Genomic DNA, 20,280 nt, shown 5'->3' with positions numbered 1-20,280 from the left:
GGGCACCCTCCACTCGATGAACTGGGCGGACGGATCGCATCACGGTTCGCCGCCGGCGCACCCCGCTCCGACCCCCGCCTGCATCGACCTGGAGAACAATCCTCATGACCACCACCTCCCACCCCGTCGTCCCCACGCACCGTCCTGACGCCGGAACCATCTCCGGCGGAGTCGAATTCGACATCGACGAGTTCGGCCCGAGTTTCGGTGCCGAGATCCGCGGCGTCGACGTCGCATCCGCCACCGACGCCCAGGTGTCCGCGCTGCGCCGGGCGCTGATCGACTACAAGGTCATCGTCCTGCGCGACCAGCACCTCGACGACGAGGCGCACATCCGGTTCGGAAACCGGCTGGGAGACCTGACCTTCGGGCATCCGGTGTGGAACAGCGGCGACGTTCCCGGCGAGGTCTACTCGCTCGACAGCGCAGACAACGGCTTCGCCGACGTGTGGCACACCGATGTCACCTTCATGCCGCGTCCGCCGATGGGCTCGATCCTGCGTCCGGTTGTGTTGCCGCGCAACGGCGGTGACACCAACTGGGCGGACGCCGAGCTCGCGTACCAGTCGCTGTCGGAACCGGTCCGGCGGATGATCGACGGACTCAGCGCGGTACACGACGGCAACCGCGAATTCGGTTACTACCTCAAGCAACGACGCAACGGCCGCGGCAACACCTGGGACGGTGAGGAGGTCACCGAACTGGTGCCGGTCACCCATCCGGTGGTGCGGATTCACCCCGAGACGGGCCGGAAGTCGTTGTTCGTCAATCCCGGTTTCACCTCGCACATCGACGGCGTCTCCGAGGCGGAGAGCCGCGGCATCCTCGACCTGCTCTACGCACACCTCACCAAGCCCGAACACATCGTCCGGCACCGTTGGCGTCTCGGCGATCTCGTCCTCTGGGACAACCGGAACACGCTGCACTACGCGAACCGCGACTACGGCGACGCCCGCCGGGTGATGCACCGGATCACCCTGCGCGGCGAGGCGCCCATCGGACCTGCCTGACCGCAACCTCCCGACGATCCCGAACTCCCACCATCGGCCACCCGGCCGGCGGTGGGAGTTCTCGTATGCCGCTCAGTGCGTCGTCCACGAGCCGGGACCAGCTTATTCAACCGAGGGGTTGACAAGGTCGACGATCCGGCGCACCATCGTATTCAACCAAACGGTTGAGGAGGTCGGATGGCAGACGAGTTGTCCAAGGTGTTCGCCGCACTCGCGGACCCGACGCGGCGCGACATGGTTGCGCGGCTGGCGGTCTCGGATGCGACGGTCAGCCAACTCGCCGAACCGTACGACGTCAGTATCCAGGCCGTCTCGAAGCACCTGAAGGTGCTGCAGGACGCCGGCCTGGTGACCCGAACCCGGGAGGCCCAAACCCGTCCGGTCCATCTGGAAGCAGAGGTGTTCGACCTCATGACCACATGGATCGAGCGGTACCGGAAGCGGGCGGAGGAGCGCTACCAGCGCCTCGACGCGTTGCTCGCCGAGATGAACGACGGCCCCGAGGCCCAGCATCCGACGGTGTCGGACCCCGAGGTCGAACAACCACTCCACAAGGAAGGAAAGGTGTCATGACCGCAACGCAGACCCGCTATCCCGAGGCCGCCATCGAGGCCGACAAAGAGGTCCCCCTCATCCGGATCACCCGCGACTTCCGCGGAACTCCCGCCCAGCTGATGAAGGCCCACACCGACCCCGAACTCTTCGTCCGGTGGGTCGGGCCGGACGCGATCAGCAGCCGGGTCATCGAGTGGGATGTCCGCGACGGCGGCAGCTGGAGCTATGTCTCCACCCACGAGGGGCAGGAGTTCGGATTCCGCGGGTGCTTCCACACCGTGGGCGAAGACAAGATCGTGCAGACGTTCACCTTCCTCGGCATGCCCGATGCGGTGTCGCTGGAGACCCTGTGGTTCGAGGATCTGGGCGACGGCACGACGCGGCTCCACGCCCAATCCCTGTGCGACAGCTTCGAAGCGCGCGACGGTTGGCTCGCCTCGGGCATGGAGGTCGGCGTGAACGAGGGATACGCCGCACTCGACCGCATGCTCACCGAGGGCGAGATCTGATCGTGTCCGGCGTGACCCTGCCGGAACTGGATGCATCGTCGCGTCACCGAGAGGTGGCCTCCGACTTCGCGGAGGCCATCGCCGACGTCCGCGACTGGGAGGCGCCCACGCCGGTCGACGGGTGGGTGGCACGCGACGTCGTGGCCCACCTCGTCGACTGGTTCACCGGCTTCCTCGCCGCCGGTGGGGTGGCCCTGCCCGCGGGACCCGCTGTCGCCGACGACCCGGCCGGGGCGTGGTCACAGCACGCCGCCTCGGTGCAGGCACTCCTCGACGGACCGACCGCCGAGGACACGTTCACCCACCCGATGGCGGGCGAGCATCGACTCGTCGAGGCAATCGACCGGTTCTACACCGCCGACGTGTACATGCACACGTGGGATCTCGCCCGATCCCAGGGCGTCACCCCCGACCTCGACCCCGGATTCGCCGGACAACTGCTCGAGGGCATGGCGTCCATCGACGACATCCTCCGCAGTTCGGGTCAGTACGGTCCGAAGGTCGAGGTGGACGCCGATGCCGACCCGGTGAGTCGCCTCATGGGATTCATCGGCCGGGACCCGCGGTGGACGCCGGCGACGAGGAGTGATGACGAGCACGCGCTCGACAACGCGGAGTAGCCTCGATGAGGTGCCAGACGACAACTTCACCACGCATGGCTCCCAGTCGACCGAAACCCGGCATCCGTCACCCCGAACCCTGGGTGAACTGCGTGCCAGCGGTCACGTGCAGCGCAGTGTGCGCGACGAGATCCGCAACAACCTCCTGTCCGCACTCCGCGAGGGGCGCGACCCCTGGCCGGGCATCGTGGGCTTCGAGGCGACGGTCATCCCGCAGTTGGAACGGGCGCTGATCGCCGGCCACGACGTCGTCATGCTCGGCGAGCGCGGCCAGGGCAAGACCCGCATCCTGCGCACCCTCGTCGGGCTCCTCGACGAGTGGACGCCGGTCATCGCGGGTTCCGAGCTGGCCGAGCATCCCTACGAACCCATCACCCCCGGGTCGATTCGGAAGGCCGCCAACCTGCTCGACGATCTGCCGATCGAGTGGCGTCACCGTTCGCAGCGCTACAGCGAGAAGCTGGCCACGCCGGACACCTCCGTGGCCGACCTCGTCGGTGACATCGACCCGATGAAGGTCGCCGAGGGTCGCAGCCTCGGCGACCCGGAGACGATCCACTTCGGGCTCATCCCGCGCTCGCACCGCGGCATCGTGGCCATCAACGAGCTGCCCGACCTCGCCGAGCGCATCCAGGTGTCGATGCTGAACGTGATGGAGGAGCGCGACATCCAGGTCCGCGGGTACACCCTGCGACTGCCGCTCGACGTCCTGGTGATGGCCAGTGCCAACCCCGAGGACTACACCAACCGCGGCCGGATCATCACCCCGCTCAAGGACCGCTTCGGCGCCGAGATCCGGACGCACTACCCGCTCGAGCTCGACGACGAGGTGTCGGTGATCGAGCAGGAGGCGGATCTGACCGCCAGCGTCCCGACCTTCATCACCGAGATCCTGGCGCGGTTCACCCGCTACGCCCGTGACCACCCGTCGATCGACCAGCGATCGGGAGTCTCCGCCCGCTTCTCCATCGCCGGTGCCGAAACCGTTGCGGCCGCGGCGCTTCACCGGGCGACGGTGACGGGCGAGGACCAGGCGGTGGCACGCGTGGTCGATCTCGAGTCGGTGATCGAGGTGCTGCGCGGCAAGATCGAGTTCGAGTCCGGCGAAGAGGGCCGGGAACTCGAGATCCTCGAGCACCTGATGCGCAAGTCCATCGCCGACGCGGTGCGTGCCCACCTCGGCGGCGTCGACATGGCGCCGCTCGTCGCCGCCCTCGAGAACGGCGAGCCGGTGGTCACCGGCGACCGGGTGCGTGCCGACGACCTGCTGGGTTCCATCCCGTCGCCGGACACCACGTCCGGCGTTCTCGACCAGATCGCCGAGCGCCTCGAAGCGGACTCGGACGGGGAGCGTGCCAGTGCGGTCGAGCTCGCGCTCGAGGGACTCTTCCTCGCCCGTCGGATCGGCAAGGAGGCCGACGAGACCGGGCAGACCATCTACGGCTAAGCCCTTCGTGGCTCGCTCCGCTTGCACCTCAGGGGGCAGGGGAACGCAGCTCCGCTCGCACCTCAGGGAGCCCCGACACTAGGGAGAACACATGGCGCGCAAGAGCTTTCACCGTTCGCGCTACCAGCGGTACAGCGGCGGCCCCGATCCGCTCGCGCCGCCGGTCGATCTGCGCGAGGCATTGGAGACGATCGGCGACGATGTCATGGCCGGCGCGTCGCCGCAGCGGGCGCTCCGGGAACTGCTGCGTCGCGGGACACCGAACATGCGCGGACTCGACAAGTTGCGCGAGCAGATCAACCGTCGCCGGCAGGAACTGCTGAAGAAGCGCAACCTCGACGGCACCTTCGCCGAGATCCGCGAACTCCTCGACCGTGCGGTACTCGAGGAGCGCAAGCAACTCGCGCGTGATCTCGACGACGACGCCCGCTTCGCCGAGATGCAGATCGGGAGTCTGCCGCCGTCGACCGCCCAGGCCGTCGAAGAACTGTCGGAGTACAACTGGCGCAGTCCGCAGGCGCGTGAGGACTACGACAAGATCAAGGACCTGCTCGGCCGGGAATTGCTCGACCAGCGCTTCGCCGGCATGAAGGAAGCGCTCGAGGGGGCGAACGAGCAGGACCGGCAACGAATCTCGGAGATGCTCGGCGACCTCAACGAGCTCCTCGCCGCGCACAACCGGGGCGAGGACACCACCGAGGCATTCGACGAGTTCATGGCCAAGCACGGTGAGTTCTTCCCGGAGAACCCGCGCAACACCGAGGAACTCATCGATTCCCTCGCCCAGCGCGCGGCCGCGGCCCAACAGTTCTACAACTCGCTGACCCCTGAGCAGCGCGCCGAGCTCGACCAGCTGGCGCAGCAGGCGTTCGGGTCGCCGGACCTCATGAACCAACTGGCGCAGATGGATTCGCAGCTCCGGGCGGCTCGACCGGGTCTGGACTGGGACGACGCGCAGTCGTTCTCCGGCGACCAGCCGATGGGACTGGGCGAGGGGGCCGCGGCACTACGCGACATCTCCGAACTCGAGGCGCTCTCCGAGCAGCTGTCACAGCAGTATGCCGGCGCGCAGATGGACGACATCGATCTCGACGCGCTCGCCCGGCAGCTCGGCGACGACGCGGCGGTCGACGCGAGAATGCTGGCCGAGCTCGAGAAGGCGCTGTCCGAGCAAGGCTTCTTCGACCGCACCGCAGACGGTCAGCTCCGGCTGAGTCCGAAAGCGATGCGCCAGCTCGGTCAGTCGATCTTCCGCGACATCGCCGAGCAGCTGTCGGGCCGCCGGGGCGATCGCCAGACCCGCCAGACCGGACTGCTCGGCGAGCCTACCGGCGCTTCCCGGGAGTGGGAATTCGGCGACACCGACCCCTGGGACGTCACCCGGACCGTGTCGAATGCGGTGCTGCGCACCGTGTCCGAGACACACGAACCGTCGCTCGCGACGTCGGAGATGGCGCGATCGGGAGTGCGTATCGACGTCCGCGACGTCGAGGTCTCGGAGACCGAGAGCCGTACGCAGGCAGCGGTGGTCCTGCTCGTGGACACGTCCTTCTCGATGGAGATGGAGGGCCGGTGGACGCCGATGAAGCGCACCGCGATCGCCCTGAATCATCTGATCTCCACGCGCTTCCGCAGCGACGAACTCCACCTCATCGCGTTCGGAAGATACGCGCGGTCGATCGACATCGCCGAGCTCACCGGTCTGCAACCGCGGATGGAGCAGGGGACCAACCTGCATCACGCACTGTTGCTCGCCCAGCGGCACCTCCGGCGGTTCCCGAATGCGCAGCCGGTGGTCCTGGTGGTCACCGACGGAGAGCCGACCGCGCATCTCGATCCGAGTGGGGAACCGTTCTTCTTCTATCCGCCGCACCCGCAGACCATCGCGCTGACGGTTCGGGAACTCGACCATGTCGCGCGAATCGGCGCCCAGGTCACGTTCTTCCGTCTCGGCGAGGATCCCGGGCTGGCCCACTTCATGGATCAGATCGCCCGCCGGATCGGCGGACGCGTGGTGGCGCCGGACGTCGACGGTCTCGGTGCCGCCGTGGTCGGCGACTATCTGCGGACCCGGAAGGGGCGTCGGCGCGGCTGATCGACGCCCCGTCGATGAGCGCCGCGGCGACGTCGGCGCGAATGTGTCGGCGCGAGAATGTCAGACGGTCTTCGGCTTTCGGCCGGCGATGATCCAGAGCACGATGCCCACCAGTGCGAGCAGGCCGCCGAAACCGCCGCCGACAACGGCCAGCAGCACGCCGCCGACGCCGCGGAGGATGCCGGACGCGTCGATGGATGCGACGACGGCCGGCGAATCGCACTGGAACGAGTAGGTGCCGGATTCCACGACCTCGAACGAATCGAACGATTCGACCCCGGAACCGTCGAAGGTGAACTCGGTCGTCGAGTTCGTACCCGACGCCAGCGCAGCGGGACCGGTGATCTCGCAGGCGGGTACGCCGTTCGTGCTGCTGCTGCTGAACAACTGGAACTCGTCACCGGCGTCGTAGTACTGCTCGGCGGTGGGGTTGACCTCGAACGCCTTGTCGGCCACGTTCCCGATACCGGCGATCGCCATGACCACCCCGACGGTGACCGACAGGACCAGGATCAGCACACCGAGCAGGGTCAGGATCTTGCCCCACCGTCGCATCCCGGCGCGGTCCTTGCGCGGGGGAGGGGGCGGTGGATACCCGCCATACGCGGCGGGTTGTCCGAAGCCGCCCGACGGCGCGTACCCGCTGTCCGGGTAGGGCGGCTGCTGGGGATGCGATTGGCCGTACGGCGACTGGTAACCCGAGGGCGTCGGTCCCGGTCGGCCGTCGCCGGGCTGCCCCGGATCGTAGGGCTGACTCATCTTCGCCTCCGATGTACGCCGGTCGGCCGTCCCGCCCGGACGTGTTGGATTATGCCGCTCGGCCGGGCCTTTCGTCGGGCAGTTGGCCGTAGGGGTCGTCGGTGCGGGGTACCGGTCTGGCGACGCCTCGGGGTCGTCTCCGGGGAAAGATCAGGGTGGTCGTGCCGGACGCGGGCAACTAGGGTTTCCAGACGTGACCCAACCCGGCGATTCACCGATGCCCGACGACCGTCGTGCCCGACTCCGCGCCGCAGATGCGGACCGCGAACTGGTCCACGAGATCCTCTCCGCCGCCATGGCGCACGGCAGCCTGTCCCCGGTCGAGTACGAGGAGCGGGCCGGAAAAGCGGTCCTCGCGAAGACCTTTGGTGACCTCGACGCCCTGACCGACGACCTCCCGGTGGCACAACTCGGCGTCGCGATGCCTGCGGCCAGCCTGTCTCCGGGCCCGCGGGTGACGGGCGGCAGCGCGGACACGGCCGTCCGCCACCGGTTGGCCATCATGTCCGGGAGCGAGCTGTCCGGGACGGCGGTGGTCGCTGATCAACTCACCGCCACCGCCATCATGGGCGGCGTCGAACTGGACCTTCGCGAGGTGGAGTTCACCGCGCCGGTGCTGACGGTCCAGTGCGTGGCGATCATGGGCGGGGTCGAGATCAAGATGCCCGACGGAGTGACCGTCGAGATCGGGGGACTGGGCATCATGGGCGGATTCAGCGGGCGGTCGCAGAAGGCGTCCCGGCCCGGCGCGCCGGTGGTACGGGTGACCGGACTGGCGCTGATGGGCGGCGTCGACGTCAAGTACGTGCCCCGGGAGGAGCCCGACGCCTGAGGAAGTTCAGGCGAGCAGCAGGGCGATGATCATGATGATGGGTATCGACGTGAGCGTCGTGATCAGTGCCGTGTCCCGGGCGAGGATCTGGCCGCGCCGGTAACGGGTCGCGTACACCAGGACATTCTGTGCGGTCGGCAACGCCGCGATGACCACCTGCGCGAACAACGCCTCGCCGGTCTGCCCGAATCCCCAACGGGCGATGGCATAGACGGCCAGCGGCATGACGATCATCTTCAACACGCTTGCCAGTGCGATGTCGCGGCGGGGGCTCGCACCCTTCTTGAACACCGCGACGCCGGTGAGCGACAAGCCGAATGCCAGCAGCGCCGCCGGCACGGAGGCGTCACCGAGCATCTTCAGCGGGGACATCACGGCCGCGGGCGGGCTCCAGCCGATCAGCGAGACCGACAGACCCGCGAGTCCGCCGACGACGATCGGATTGGTGATCGGCGCGACGAGCGAGTCCCGCAGCAGCGATCGCCCCGAATCCCGGTCCAACGCAGTGAGATCCAGCGCGAGCAACGCGATCGGTGAGTAGATCAGGATCTGGAACAGCAGCAGCGGCGCGATGAACGACGCATCGTCGAGAACAAAGATCGCAATCGGAAGACCCAGATTGACGCTGTTGACATACGACGACGACAGGCCGCCGATCACGAGTTCGGGAACCGCGCGTCGAAACCACAGTTTGGCGACGACGACGTACACCGCTCCGATCAGAAAGGCGCTGCCGCCCGCGATCACCAGCGTCGAGGAGAAGACGACCGACAGATCGGAGGTGACCATGGAATGGAACAGCAGCGCCGGTGTGAAGACGAAGAACACCAGGCGGGAAAGGACTTCGTGGGCGTGGTCGCCGATGACACGCGTGCGCCCGAGGAGATATCCCACCCCGACTACAATGAAGATCACCGTGAAGCCGGAGATGACGCCAGACACCGGTTGAGTCTAATCGTTAGGCTGGTGAACACATCGTGTCGGATCTACATGGGGGTTGTGCGTGAGTTATCCACCGGGACAGGGCTCGGGCCAGGGCCAGGACGACTGGGGTACGGTTCCGAGCTCGGGGTCCTCGGGCAACTCGGGTCCCAACCTCTCCAAGGGTGACCAGGGCCAGGGTGCCGCACCCGAGTACGCGCCGACCGAATACGGCCAGACCTACCAGCCGGGTCCGTCGTCGGACCCCTACGGCCAGAACGCCTACGGCCAGAACGCCTACGGTCAGAACCCGTACGGTCAGGAGCAGTACGGGCAGAGTCCGTACGGATCGCCGGCCGGCAACCAGGGCTACGGGACGCCGAGCCAGGATCCCTACGCACAGCCGCCGGGTGGGTCCTACGGTCAGGTCAACGATCCCTACCAGGCGCCGGCGTACGGCGGCGCGTACGGGTCGCAGAACCCCTACGGCGCGGCACCTTACGGCGGCGGTTATGGATACGCGCCGCCGCAGAAGACCAACGGCAAGGCGATCGCGGCCCTCATCTGTGGCATCGTCGGCGTCGTCTCGCTGATCGCCTGCTTGTTCTTCTCGTTCTTCCTGTCGATACCGGTCGGCATCGCGGCCGTCGTGCTGGGGTTCATGGCGCGACGGGACATCGAACAGTCCGGTGGCACGCAGAGTGGTTCGGGGATGGGCCTGGCGGGGATCATCACCGGCGCGCTCGCCATCGTCGGTGGCGTGGTGTGGACCGTTCTGTTCATCGTCCTGATCGTCGCCGGCGACACGAGCTCCTCCACCTACTACTACTGAACGAATTTCGGGCCGATCCGGGGTCGTGTTCATCGACTCCGGCCCAGTTCGGAGCCCTTTCTCACTAAGCTGTGCGTGATGCACGGCCGGTTGGTCGTGCACGCATCTCCCCGCGTTGTCCCGCTGCGGCACAGCTTGTGAAAGGCATCCGATGACCACTCCGACCGGGGGTAGCGATCCGACGGATCCGGCCCAGGCACCGCAATCCCCACCGTCCGGCCCACCTTCGGACACCTCGGCAACCGACCCGTCGCCGTGGGAACCGACCCAGAAGGCGGCGGTCCCCGACGAGGTGCCGGACTCGGTGCCGGTGACCTCGACACCCGGGACCGGACCGGATGACACGGAGATTCCCGAGTCGCACAGTCCGGCCGACGGTGTCACCCGGGTCATCCGCACCGGTGGACCGTCGAATCCGTCCGCTGCACAGCCGGTTCCGCCGCCACCCGCGCCCAGTGGCCCCGGGGACCCGGGTCCGGGTGGCCCGGCCCCGTCCGGTTACGACGCCACGCGCGTGATCTCGACGCGGTCCCCGGCGGGACCGCCACCGGGACAAGCCCCACCACCTCCCCGGCCGGGCTTCGGTCAGCAGCAGGGATACGGACAGCAGGGATACGGACAGCAGGGATACGGACAGCCGCAGGGTTACGGACCGCCGGGTCATTGGCAACCCGGACCCGGCCGGCCGGGATATGGACCCCCGCCGGGGTACGGTCAGCCTCCGCAGGGTCCGCCCCAGGGTCGGTCCGGGCAACCGTTCGCCACGCTCGGTGATGCCCGATCCGCGGAATCGGCCTCCGCCGACTCCCGCCCCGCAGGCGGCCGGCCCGTCGACGCCGATGGCCCGTCGACCAACAAACTGGCCGTGGCCGCCCTGGCGGCCTCACTGCTGGGTCTCCTGTGCGTCGGGGTCGGCGGCATCGTCGGGCTGGTGCTCGGCATCGTCGCGCGGAGACAGATCGCGGCGTCGGGTGGCAGGCAGACCGGTGATGGGGTGGCGCTCACCGCGGTCATCATCGGGGCGTTCATCATCGTCGTGTGGGTTGCATACTGGGTGGCCATCGCGTTGACCGACCTCCGATCGCCGTGGGGCTACCTCTGAAGTAGGCGACCCCGGGCGCGTGCGGATCGGCCATTTTGGAATCGGGCGTCCTCGCCAGGTAGTCTGGTCGGGTTGTGTGCCGCGGCCGCGCCGGGTCGAGGGGTGCACTGATGGGGCCGATCCAGTGATGCCAGGCGTCACCACCGGCCACGCAGACCACAGTAGGAGAAGGGCTCAACCATGGCTGTACCGAAGCGCCGGATGTCGCGGGCGAACACCCGTAGCCGTCGTTCGCAGTGGAAGGCGGAAAACCCCGCACTGCAAGAAGAGAAGGTGAACGGCGTCCCCGTGCGGATTCCGCGTCGCCTGGTCAAGGCGGCTCGCGCCGGTCTCATCGACCTGGATCGTCGCTAGCCTCGTTCGGTCGCCGTACCGGCGCCGCACTGTCATACCGATGACCGCCCCTGGCTCGCCCGGGGCGGTCATTCGCGTGCTGACCGACTGGCCTGTCCCTGGATATTGAGGTGATCTCGTGGTGTTCGACGTGCTCAACTTCGCGGGTATCGCGGTGTTCGCGGCGTCGGGGGCGATGCTCGGGGTCCGCAAGGACTTCGACATGTGGGGGATCATCACCGTCGGCGTGCTCACCGGGGTCGGCGGCGGCGTATTGCGCGACGTCCTGCTGGGGATCACCCCGCCCGCGTCGATCAGCGGGTGGGGTCCCATCGTCACCGCAACTGTCGCCGGCCTCGTCGTCTTCTTCTTCCATCCCGCCTTCACGGCACTGCACCGGTCGATACTCGTGCTCGACGCATTCGGGATGGGGCTCTTCGCGGCCACGGGTGCGAGCATCGCCCTCGACGTCGGGGCGAGCCCGTTCGCCGCGACGACCGTCGGGCTCCTCACCGCGGTGGGTGGCGGCGTGCTCCGCGACATGATCTCGAACGAGATCCCGCTCCTCCTCACACCCGCCGACCTCTACGCCGTACCCGCGGTACTCGGTGCCGCCATCGTCGCGATCGGCGCGACGTACACCTCGGTGGCGCACTGGATCTGGCTCGTCGTCGGATCTGTCCTCGCGACCGCGCTGCGCCTGGTGAGCCTTCGGTTCGCGCTGCGGCTCCCGACCGCACGACGCTGACCTTGCCGCAAACCCACCCTTTCTCCGTGAACCCACCCGGTCCGAGCGCGGTGGATCTACGGAAAAGGGGTGGGTTTACGGATCACTCGACGCCGCCGAGTCGAAGTGCTTTCTTGATCTGCGCGTAGAAGCGCGCCTTGTCGGCGAGGTCCGGCCATGTCCACCGCACGACGGTGTACCCCTGCGCGCGCAGCCGGTCCTCACGCGCCTTCTCTTCGACCACCGTCTGCCACGCGGGCTCGTCGCCGAGGCCGCCGCTGTACTTGATCATGCCGTCGAATTCGCCTATCACCCTGTTCGCCAGCAGGAAGTCGACGCGAGCGATGAACACGCCGTGGTCGTCGAAGATCTTGACCTGCTGTCGTGGTATCGGCAGGTCGGGGAACTCGAGCATGACTGCGCGACTGAGGGATTCGCCGATGCTCTCCGACGATGCGTTCGCGTGTGCCAGCGCGCGGCGGAGCATCTCGACCCCCTTGAATCCTCGGCACGAGTCGAGGATCTGTCTCATTCGGTCCGGATCGGCGTCACGTCGAAGCGCGGCGTCGAGCACCGCGAGGGCCTGCCGGTTGGTTCCCAGTCGGGCGACATCACATGCCGTGCGCTCGATGGATGTCACCGTGACCCCGTCGATGACGTCGATGTCCTGCGGCTTGACGGTGGCCTGATGTCTGACGATGTGCTTGGCCCGTTTTCCGACTTTCGGCGACGTCACATGGACCTGCGACAGGTCGGGCCACAGCATCGGCAGCCTGTGCATGGCAGCTGACGAAGTGTGACTGAAGATCCGACCGGGTCGTCCAGCCCTTGCCGCAGCAATGACGGTCAAGCGGTGCTTCTCGACTGCCTGGAGTTCGCTGACCGCGGTGAAGTCGGCCAACGCGCCCGGCCAGAGCCGCACGAGGGTCTTGTTGCCGACCATGTGCTGCAACTGTTCATCACTGATGTGGGTGCCGGCGGTTTCTTTGCGGAGAATCAGGCCATGCGGGTCGGTGGGTAGGTCCATACGAATCAGACGCACGAATGCGCCGTCCGGACCCACCTTCCGACAAACCCACCCCTTCTCCGTAGACCCACCTGGTTCGAGAGTGGTGGGTTCACGCAAAAGGGGTGGGTTTGCGGGTGGTGGGGTTACTGCGCGATGTACTTGTTGACTGCCCGGTTCAGGAAGTTCGGGATGAACTTGGCGGCGTTCTGCAGGAACAGGGTCTGCGCGCCGACGGAGTAGCTGGTGCGGTGCAGCAGTTTGTCCTGACGGGTCGGGTGCACCGACTCCCAGATCTTCTCGGCGACCTGTTCGGGAGTGATCCGGATGCCCAGGGTCTTCGTCGACTTGGCGCCGCCGGTGGCGAGGGCGGTCTTCGCCCACGGGGGCCAGATGCTGACGACGCGGATGTCGTCGTGCTCCCATTCCAGTTCGAGCGCCTCGGTCAGGCCCGCGACGAAGAACTTGGTCGCCGAGTAGACCGCGATGCCGGGCTGGCCGTAGATCGCCGACGCCGATCCGATGTTCACCAGGTGCGCGCCCGGCGTCTTCTTCAGGTACGGGTATGCGGCCTGGGCGCCGAGCGCGACGCCGAGGGCGTCGATGTCGATCTGCCGCTTGATCTGGTCTGGCGTGATGTGGTCGATCTGGCCCTCGTGGAGGATGCCGGCATTGTTGTCGAGGACGTCGAGTGTGCCGCCGGTGTGCGAGGTGAACTCGGCGAGAGCTTCGGCCCACTGCTCCGGCTCGCGGACGTCGAGGGTGCCGGTGATGAAGTCGGGATGGTCGGCCTTCACCTTCGCCAGCGCGTCGGCATCGACGTCGTAGACGCCGACTGTCCACCCGTCGCGGCCGAAACGCTCCGCGGTGGCGAGACCGATTCCGGCAGCGCCGCCGGTGATGAAGATGGAGGGCATGGAGGACTCCTTGCAACTGAACGGACGGCTTCGACGCCGCTGACCTGCGAGGACGATCCTCGGCGCTGAACTTACCGGTGAGTATATTCGTCGATTCGTTTACTCGGTCACACGGCGGTGCTATCTTGACAACACGCATTGTCATTACATCGATCATTGTCACGATCGACGACGACCGGGAAGTGAGTTCTCCATGACCGCCGCGATGGAACGATCCGAGAATGTCATCAGTCTCCGGGACCAGGGCACCGAGGAGGTCTCGGCACGGCTGTTGGCGTCGGCCGCCCGGCTGTCGCGCAACGCGATGACCGAGATCGACTGGTCGAAGCCGATGGACCCCACCAAGTACGGGTGCAGTCCGGAATGGTCGTCGCTGTACGGGACCGCGTACTGGGACGAGCTCACCGAGGAACAGCGGATCTCGGTGACGCGCCACGAGTTCGCCTCGATCATGAACATCGGGATCTGGTTCGAGATGATCCTGCAGGAGATGGTCATCCGCGACCAGTACCTCGGCGACTACCACGGTTCGGAATTCCAGTTCGCGCTCACCGAGGTCGCCGACGAGTGCCGACACTCGTTGATGTTCGCCAAGGCGTCGGAAAAGATGGTCGGCGCCTCCTACCATCCGTCGAAGAAGGTCTCGCGCCTCGGCAAGATCTTCATGCAGACCGCGAAGAACGAGGTCGCCTACGCCGGCATCCTGGTCGCCGAGGAGGTCCTGGACGTCTTCCAGCGCGGCTGCATGCGCGACGACCGCGTGCTCGACTTCATCCGCACGGTCAACGAGATCCATGTGCTGGAGGAATCGCGCCACATGAAGTTCGCGCGCGAAGAGGTGCGTGACTCGCTGGAGGGCGTCAGCTGGGCGCGCCGCCAGTTCAGTGCGTTCGCGGTCGCCGTCGGCGCCTACTTCATCGTGACGAGTCTGGTGCAGCCCAAGGCCTTTGCCGACGCCGGGCTCGACGTCGACCGCGCGGTCCGGGAGATGCGCAGCAACTCGCACTTCCACTCGATGATCCGCAGCAGCTGCGCGCACCTCATGGAATTCCTCGACGAGGTCGGACTCCTGACCAAGCCCGCCATGCGGTACTACCGGAAAGCGCACATGCTCTGATGTTCGTCATCACCCAATCGTGTTGCAGTGACGCAGCATGCGTGGCCGTGTGCCCGGTCAACTGCATCCATCCGACACCGGAGGAGCGCGGCTTCGGCAGCTCCGACATCCTGCACATCGACCCCGAGGCGTGCATCGACTGCGGCGCATGCGCCGATGCCTGCCCCGTCGACGCCATCTACCCGGCGGACAAACTCGGCACCCGGGACAAGGTCTTCATCGACATCAACGCGGACTACTACAAGAACAACCCGGAGGTTCGCTCGGGCTGGGCGCCCATCGGTGACGACTCCGCGTCGTCGATCACCTATCCCGAGGTGCCGAAACTGCCTGCGGGACTTCGGGTCGCGCTGGTCGGAACGGGTCCCTCCGGCGGTTACGCCCTGCGCACGCTGCTCGACCGCACCGAGGCGCAGGTCACCGTCATCGACAAACTCCCCACTCCCGGTGGGCTCGTGCGCGCCGGCGTCGCCCCGGACCACCCGGGCACCAAGGGCGTGCTCCGCGGGTTCGACCTGCTTTACCGCGACCCGCGCGTCACGATGCTGACCAACGTGACCATCGGGGACGGCGCCGACCAGATCACCCCGGCCGAACTCGCGGAGCATTTCGACGCGGTGTTCTACGCGGTCGGTGCCAGTGAGTCACGGCGCCTGGGTATCCCGGGCGAGGACCTTCCGGGTTCGACGTCGGCCACCGATCTCGTCGCCTGGTACAACGGCGTGCCCGGTGTCGATGCCGGGCCACCGCTGCGCCGCGGAACCGCCGACGACCCGGCGACGGGTCGTGCGGTTGTGGTCGGTACGGGCAACGTGGCCCTCGATGTTGCGCGAATCCTCGTGTCCCCGCCGGACTTGTTGGCCACCACCGACATCGCCGACCGGGCGCTCGAGCTGCTCGCCGAGCAGAACGTACACGAAGTGGTGCTGCTGGGCCGTCGTGACCAGGCGTCCGCAGCCTACACCGCGGCCGAATACCGTGCGCTGTCGGAGATCCCGGGCGTCGAGGTCGAGGTGATCGAGGACGCCGAAGGTGCCGATCTCGCCCGGTTCCGTCAACCCGCCGACCCGAAGCGCCGTCGGATCGTGTTCCTGTTCCACAGCAGTCCCGAAGAGATCACCGGTGATTCGCAGGTCGAGTCGATCACGGTGCGCACGGGGGAGGGGCGCCACCACGTCGCCACCGATCTCGTGGTGCGCTCGATCGGCTATCGCTCCACCCCGATCCCCGGCCTCACCTTCGACGACGCGCGCGGCGTCTTCAGCAACGTCGACGGTCGCCTCGTCGACGAGACAGGTGCGATCGTGCCGGGCGGATATGTGCTCGGCTGGGCCAAGCGCGGACCCAGCGGCGGCATCGGCGCCAACAAGATGTGTGCGACGCGGACTGTCGAGGACTTCATCGCCGACGCCGCGGCAGGCCGGCTGCCCCGGACCGAACGCGAGCCCGGAGCCTTCGGTGCGTTGGTGCGCGCACGCGTCCGGACGGTGATCGGCTACCGCGGGATGCGGGCCATCGACCGTCGCGAACGGCGTCGCGGCCTCGAACAGGGCCGGCCCCGTGTGAAGTTCACCCAGGTCGCCGAGATGGTGGGCGCCGCGGGATGGCGTCGGACCTGACGGCCACCGCTCCGGTTTCGGGCCGGGGTGCCGCTCTGCCGTGCCACCATCGAGGTTCCGACACGTCGAGGAGGGCCTGATGACCACCGATTCCTACCAGAAGTGGCGAGAGCGATCGTTGTTCGTCGTCTTCCTGTCCGCGCTGGTCACGCAGAACGCCATCGCGATCCCCTACGTACGACAGAACGGGCCGGGGTCGGTCAAGGACTTCTTCGTGGGGGACATCCTGAAGACGACGCCCGGACGGTTCGCGATGGTCGACCTGACGTTCGTCGTCATCGGCTTCCATGTGTGGGCTCTCGCGGAGGCCCGCCGCCTGCGCATCCTGCCGTGGTGGCTGGCGTCGGTCGTGCTGACCTTCGGCGTCGGCATCGCCACCGCGATCCCGTTCTTCTTCCTCGCCCGGGAGCGTGCGCTGGGTTCGCGGTAGCGGAACCGCGCGCTCGGTGGCGCTCTCGCGGGCGGGCCGGGCCGGTGAGAACCAGACAACGTCGCCGTAACACCGAGGCAAGTCGCATTTCATGCGCCTCGCGGATAGTGGCGGAATGTCGAGCACTCCACAATTCCTGCAGGGTGTCTACGCGTTTTCCGGTTCGGGCCTGTCGAAGCCGGGGCCGATCGATGCGTCGCTGACCTTCGTCGTCCCGCCCGGGATGACTGCTCAGCCGTTGTACTTTCGCGGCGGCAACAGCTCCGACGAACTCATCTGCGTGACCCTGGTTCGCGACGGCACGCCGATGCGGATGTTCCCGATGGGCGCGAGGTCGTCGGTCAACGTGCCGTTGCGGGTCGTCGAAGACGTGGAACCCGACACCACCCTGGAGCTCCTCCTCGCCGCGCCGGAGGGCGCGAGCGGTGAGGTCGTCGTCGACTTCGGGATGGTCATCTTCTGATGGGGGACGAGCACGTGACGCCGCCGGTTCCCACGCGTCGGTTGGTCGTGGTCGGCAACGGCATGGCCGGCGCGCGCACCGTGGAGGAGATCATCTCCCGCGGCGGCCGGGAACAGTTCGCCATCACCATGATCGGCGACGAGCCGTACGGGAACTACAACCGGATCATGCTCAGCCACGTGCTGGCCGGGGAGACCGCGGTCGACGACGACGACCTGATGCTCAACCCGATGGCGTGGTACCGGGAGAACGACGTCACGCTCCATTCCGGTGATCGCGCCGAGTCGATCGACCGGTTCGCCAAGACGGTGACCTGCGCGAGCGGACGGATCATCGAGTTCGACGTGCTGATCATCGCGACCGGGTCCCACACCTTCTTCCCCAACATGGACGGACTCCGCGAGCCCGACGGCAGGCTCGCACGCGGCGTGTTCGGCTTCCGCACCATCGAGGACACGAACGGCATGCTGCAGATGGCCGAGTCGCGCGACAACGTGCGCGCGGTGGTGATCGGCGGTGGGTTGCTCGGACTCGAGGCCGCCTACGGACTGCAGACGCAGGGTGTGGCCGTCGACGTCGTGCACTCGCCCGGGCACCTGATGAACCAGCAACTCGACGAGCGCGGCGGCAAGGTGCTGCGCAACCAGATCGAGGCGTTGGGGGTCGGCGTCCACACCGGCAAGCGGACGACGGCGGTGCTGCGCAACGACGACGGGACCGTCGCGGGAGTCGGTTTCACCGACGGCGATTCGCTGCCCGCCGACATGATCGTGGTGACGGCCGGCATTCGTCCCAACGTCGAGATCGCCCGCGGCGCAGGTCTGGTCGTCGAGCGCGGCATCGTCGTCGACGACCAGATGCGTTGCGAGGACGAGGCCTTCATCTACGCGGTCGGGGAGTGCGCGCAGCACCGCAGTGAGGTGTACGGTCTCGTCGCACCGCTGTGGGAGCAGGCAGTCGTGCTCGCCGACGTCCTCACCGGCGCGAATCCGGCTGCCGAATACCATGGTTCGCGACTGACCACCAAGTTGAAGGTCGCCGGTGTCGACGTCGCGGCCATGGGGGTCAAGGGGCCGGAACGCGAGGACGACGAATTCGTCCAGTTCTACGAACCACGCAACGGCGTCTACAAGAGCGTCGTGGTCCGTGACAACAAGCTCATCGGAGCGATGCTGCTGGGCGACATCTCGAAGGTCAACTTCCTCACGCAGGCCTTCGACGACAAGGTACCGCTTCCCGACGAACGCATCTCGATGCTGTTCGACCTGGGCACCCCCAGCGCCGAGACCGGGGCGGCCGAGCTCGCCGACGACGTGCAGGTGTGCAACTGCAACGGGGTCACCAAGGGCGACATCGTGGCCTGCGTGGCGTCGGGGTGCACGAGCGTCGGCGAGGTGTGCGCGAAGACCCGCGCCGGCAAGGGATGTGGTTCCTGCAAGGGGCTCGTCGCCGACATCGTCGAACTCGCAGCGGGGGACGAGCTCACCGCCGACGCGTCCGCCGATTGGTACGTCCCGGCCATCCCACTGACGAAACCCGAACTGATAGACGCCATCCGACGGCAGGACCTGCGGTCGGTCAGCGAGGTGTTCGACAAACTCGCGCCCGGCGGCGAGGACGCGACCGCCAAGATGCCGCTCGCCTCACTGTTACGGATCATCTGGGGTTCGGAGTGGAAACGCGAACCCGGTGCACTGTTCGTCAATGACCGGGTGCACGCGAACATCCAGCGTGACGGCACCTTCTCGGTGGTGCCGCAGATGAAGGGCGGGGTGACCTCACCCGAGCAGTTGCGCAAGATCGCCGACGTCGCGGAGAAGTACTCGATCCCGATGATCAAGGCGACCGGTGGGCAGCGACTCGATCTGCTCGGCGTGAAGAAAGAAGACCTGCCAAAGGTCTGGGAAGATCTCGGCATGCCGTCGGGGTACGCGTACGGCAAGAGCTTCCGGACGGTCAAAACCTGTGTCGGCACCGACTATTGCCGATTCGGTCTCGGCGACTCGACGCAGCTCGGCATCGACATCGAGACGCGCTACCAGGGTCTGGAGTCACCGGCGAAGCTGAAGCTCGCGGTGACCGGGTGTCCGCGCAATTGCGCCGAGGCGCTGTGCAAGGACTTCGGCGTGGTCGCGATCGGTGACGGCAAGTGGGAGATCTACGTCGGTGGCGCCGCCGGCGCGCACATCCGCAAGGGCGACCTGCTGGCCACCGTGAATTCGGCCGACGAGGTGATCCGGTTGTGCGGCATCTTCATCCAGTACTACCGCGAGCAGGGCAAATGGCTGGAGAGGACGTACGCGTTCGTACCGCGCATCGGCATCGAGGAACTCCGCGCGATCATCGTCGACGACCGTGACGGACTGGTCGCCGGGTTGCAGGAGCGGATCGACGCCGCGGTCGAGGCCTACGTCGATCCCTGGCTGGACCGCGCCGAACCCAAATCGCCCGCGCAGTTCACCTCGGCGCTTCCGCTGCTGCCGCTGCCCCGGGTGCCGGTCCGATGACCAGTGTGTCGGCGGACGCCGGCGTCGTCGTGGGGCAGCTGGACGACCTGCAGGTCGGCGAGAGCCGAGCATATGCGATGCAAGACAGGCAGATCGCGGTGTTCCGCCTGACCGACGGGACCCTGCGCGCCACCGACGCCGTCTGCCCGCATCGCGGGGGACCGCTCGCCGACGGCCAGTTCGATCTGGGCAAGGTCGTCTGTCCGTTGCACCAGTACGCCTTCGAACTGGCCGATGGCCGATGCACCTCGGACGGTATCGACTCCATCGGCGTCTACCGCGTCGAGGACCGGGACGGGGACATCGTCGTCTGGTTGGGTGCTCCTGCGGGCGTTGGTGACAAACGACTGCTCCCTGAGGTGTGAGGAGCGATAGCGACGAGCCACGAAGGGCCTGGTGAGACGCGTTGCGGTGCCCTTCGTGGCTCGCTTCGCTCGCACCTCAGGGAGCATGAGTTCAGTCGCCCAGGAGTGGTCTTT

Annotated in this window: 21 protein-coding genes; 17 read left to right on the top strand and 4 right to left on the bottom strand. The window is 67.2% G+C overall.

Going from position 1 to position 20,280, the window contains the following annotated elements:
* Positions 1-104 precede the first annotated feature (104 nt).
* The 6 genes from ACFUEJ_RS03495 (at position 105) to ACFUEJ_RS03470 (ending at position 6,236) form a co-directional block, all read left to right on the top strand.
* Complete coding sequence (locus ACFUEJ_RS03495; RefSeq protein WP_137808924.1) at positions 105-1,010, top strand: TauD/TfdA family dioxygenase; 906 nt, start codon at positions 105-107, stop codon at positions 1,008-1,010.
* A 177-nt stretch (positions 1,011-1,187) separates the two neighbouring features.
* A complete protein-coding gene (locus ACFUEJ_RS03490; protein ID WP_065630232.1) occupies positions 1,188-1,583 on the top strand; it encodes a helix-turn-helix transcriptional regulator in 396 nt (131 codons plus the stop codon).
* Positions 1,580-2,074 carry an SRPBCC domain-containing protein gene (locus ACFUEJ_RS03485; protein WP_137808923.1) on the top strand — a complete coding sequence of 165 codons (495 nt, stop codon included), beginning with the start codon at positions 1,580-1,582 and terminating at the stop codon, positions 2,072-2,074. The genes ACFUEJ_RS03490 and ACFUEJ_RS03485 overlap by 4 nt, the downstream gene beginning before the upstream one ends.
* A gap of 11 nt (positions 2,075-2,085) precedes the next feature.
* Positions 2,086-2,694, top strand: a complete 609-nt coding sequence (locus ACFUEJ_RS03480) for a maleylpyruvate isomerase N-terminal domain-containing protein (RefSeq protein WP_068970438.1) — start codon at positions 2,086-2,088, stop codon at positions 2,692-2,694.
* Positions 2,663-4,141 carry a sigma 54-interacting transcriptional regulator gene (locus ACFUEJ_RS03475; RefSeq protein ID WP_058251515.1) on the top strand — a complete coding sequence of 493 codons (1,479 nt, stop codon included), beginning with the start codon at positions 2,663-2,665 and terminating at the stop codon, positions 4,139-4,141. Before ACFUEJ_RS03480 ends, ACFUEJ_RS03475 begins: the two co-directional genes overlap by 32 nt.
* 91 nt (positions 4,142-4,232) lie before the next feature.
* Entirely contained in the window at positions 4,233-6,236 is a 2,004-nt protein-coding gene (locus ACFUEJ_RS03470; protein ID WP_388027604.1) for a VWA domain-containing protein, read from the top strand.
* Between the two features lie 60 nt (positions 6,237-6,296).
* Here ACFUEJ_RS03470 and ACFUEJ_RS03465 read toward each other — a convergent pair whose 3' ends face one another.
* A complete protein-coding gene (locus tag ACFUEJ_RS03465; RefSeq protein WP_058251513.1) occupies positions 6,297-6,995 on the bottom strand; it encodes a hypothetical protein in 699 nt (232 codons plus the stop codon).
* A gap of 193 nt (positions 6,996-7,188) precedes the next feature.
* Here ACFUEJ_RS03465 and ACFUEJ_RS03460 point away from each other — a divergent pair, with 193 nt between their 5' ends.
* Positions 7,189-7,827, top strand: coding sequence for a DUF1707 domain-containing protein (locus ACFUEJ_RS03460; protein ID WP_175401102.1), 639 nt, complete (start codon positions 7,189-7,191; stop codon positions 7,825-7,827).
* Between the two features lie 6 nt (positions 7,828-7,833).
* Here the strand turns inward: ACFUEJ_RS03460 and ACFUEJ_RS03455 are convergent, their stop codons facing one another.
* A complete protein-coding gene (locus ACFUEJ_RS03455) occupies positions 7,834-8,769 on the bottom strand; it encodes an AEC family transporter (protein WP_065630228.1) in 936 nt (311 codons plus the stop codon).
* Positions 8,770-8,830: 61 nt separating this feature from the next.
* On the opposite strand from ACFUEJ_RS03455, the gene ACFUEJ_RS03450 reads away from it, so the two are divergent.
* The 4 genes from ACFUEJ_RS03450 to ACFUEJ_RS03435 all read left to right on the top strand — a co-directional run bounded on the left by ACFUEJ_RS03450 (position 8,831) and on the right by ACFUEJ_RS03435 (position 11,763).
* Positions 8,831-9,580 carry a DUF4190 domain-containing protein gene (locus tag ACFUEJ_RS03450; protein ID WP_388027600.1) on the top strand — a complete coding sequence of 250 codons (750 nt, stop codon included), beginning with the start codon at positions 8,831-8,833 and terminating at the stop codon, positions 9,578-9,580.
* 151 nt (positions 9,581-9,731) lie between these two features.
* Positions 9,732-10,682, top strand: coding sequence for a DUF4190 domain-containing protein (locus ACFUEJ_RS03445; RefSeq protein ID WP_388027597.1), 951 nt, complete (start codon positions 9,732-9,734; stop codon positions 10,680-10,682).
* Between the two features lie 180 nt (positions 10,683-10,862).
* On the top strand, positions 10,863-11,036 hold the full coding sequence (rpmF, locus tag ACFUEJ_RS03440; protein ID WP_004020060.1) for a 50S ribosomal protein L32: 174 nt from the start codon (positions 10,863-10,865) through the stop codon (positions 11,034-11,036).
* A gap of 118 nt (positions 11,037-11,154) precedes the next feature.
* The gene (locus ACFUEJ_RS03435) at positions 11,155-11,763 is read left to right on the top strand and encodes a TRIC cation channel family protein (protein ID WP_311277420.1); all 609 of its coding nucleotides are present in this window, start codon (positions 11,155-11,157) and stop codon (positions 11,761-11,763) included.
* An 82-nt stretch (positions 11,764-11,845) separates the two neighbouring features.
* On the opposite strand, the gene ACFUEJ_RS03430 is transcribed toward ACFUEJ_RS03435, so the two are convergent.
* The gene (locus ACFUEJ_RS03430; RefSeq protein ID WP_058251509.1) at positions 11,846-12,769 is read right to left on the bottom strand and encodes a hypothetical protein; all 924 of its coding nucleotides are present in this window, start codon (positions 12,767-12,769) and stop codon (positions 11,846-11,848) included.
* A 125-nt stretch (positions 12,770-12,894) separates the two neighbouring features.
* Entirely contained in the window at positions 12,895-13,665 is a 771-nt protein-coding gene (locus tag ACFUEJ_RS03425) for an SDR family oxidoreductase (RefSeq protein ID WP_211540828.1), read from the bottom strand.
* A 193-nt stretch (positions 13,666-13,858) separates the two neighbouring features.
* On the opposite strand from ACFUEJ_RS03425, the gene ACFUEJ_RS03420 reads away from it, so the two are divergent.
* The 6 genes from ACFUEJ_RS03420 (at position 13,859) to ACFUEJ_RS03395 (ending at position 20,166) form a co-directional block, all read left to right on the top strand.
* On the top strand, positions 13,859-14,782 hold the full coding sequence (locus ACFUEJ_RS03420; protein ID WP_004020056.1) for a diiron oxygenase: 924 nt from the start codon (positions 13,859-13,861) through the stop codon (positions 14,780-14,782).
* Positions 14,782-16,401, top strand: a complete 1,620-nt coding sequence (locus ACFUEJ_RS03415; RefSeq protein ID WP_058251507.1) for an FAD-dependent oxidoreductase — start codon at positions 14,782-14,784, stop codon at positions 16,399-16,401. Before ACFUEJ_RS03420 ends, ACFUEJ_RS03415 begins: the two co-directional genes overlap by 1 nt.
* A gap of 79 nt (positions 16,402-16,480) precedes the next feature.
* Entirely contained in the window at positions 16,481-16,831 is a 351-nt protein-coding gene (locus tag ACFUEJ_RS03410) for a DUF2834 domain-containing protein (protein WP_058251506.1), read from the top strand.
* Between the two features lie 115 nt (positions 16,832-16,946).
* The gene (locus tag ACFUEJ_RS03405; RefSeq protein WP_211540833.1) at positions 16,947-17,294 is read left to right on the top strand and encodes a molybdopterin oxidoreductase; all 348 of its coding nucleotides are present in this window, start codon (positions 16,947-16,949) and stop codon (positions 17,292-17,294) included.
* On the top strand, positions 17,294-19,801 hold the full coding sequence (gene nirB, locus ACFUEJ_RS03400) for a nitrite reductase large subunit NirB (RefSeq protein ID WP_388027590.1): 2,508 nt from the start codon (positions 17,294-17,296) through the stop codon (positions 19,799-19,801). Before ACFUEJ_RS03405 ends, nirB begins: the two co-directional genes overlap by 1 nt.
* Complete coding sequence (locus tag ACFUEJ_RS03395) at positions 19,798-20,166, top strand: Rieske (2Fe-2S) protein (protein ID WP_388027588.1); 369 nt, start codon at positions 19,798-19,800, stop codon at positions 20,164-20,166. The genes nirB and ACFUEJ_RS03395 overlap by 4 nt, the downstream gene beginning before the upstream one ends.
* The last annotated feature ends 114 nt before the right edge of the window (positions 20,167-20,280 follow it).

The organism is Gordonia sp. NPDC057258 (assembly GCF_042668985.1).
Classification (GTDB): Bacteria; Actinomycetota; Actinomycetes; order Mycobacteriales; family Mycobacteriaceae; genus Gordonia; species Gordonia hongkongensis.
Note: the sequence above shows the minus strand (reverse complement) of the source record. Positions and strands in the feature narration are given on the sequence as shown.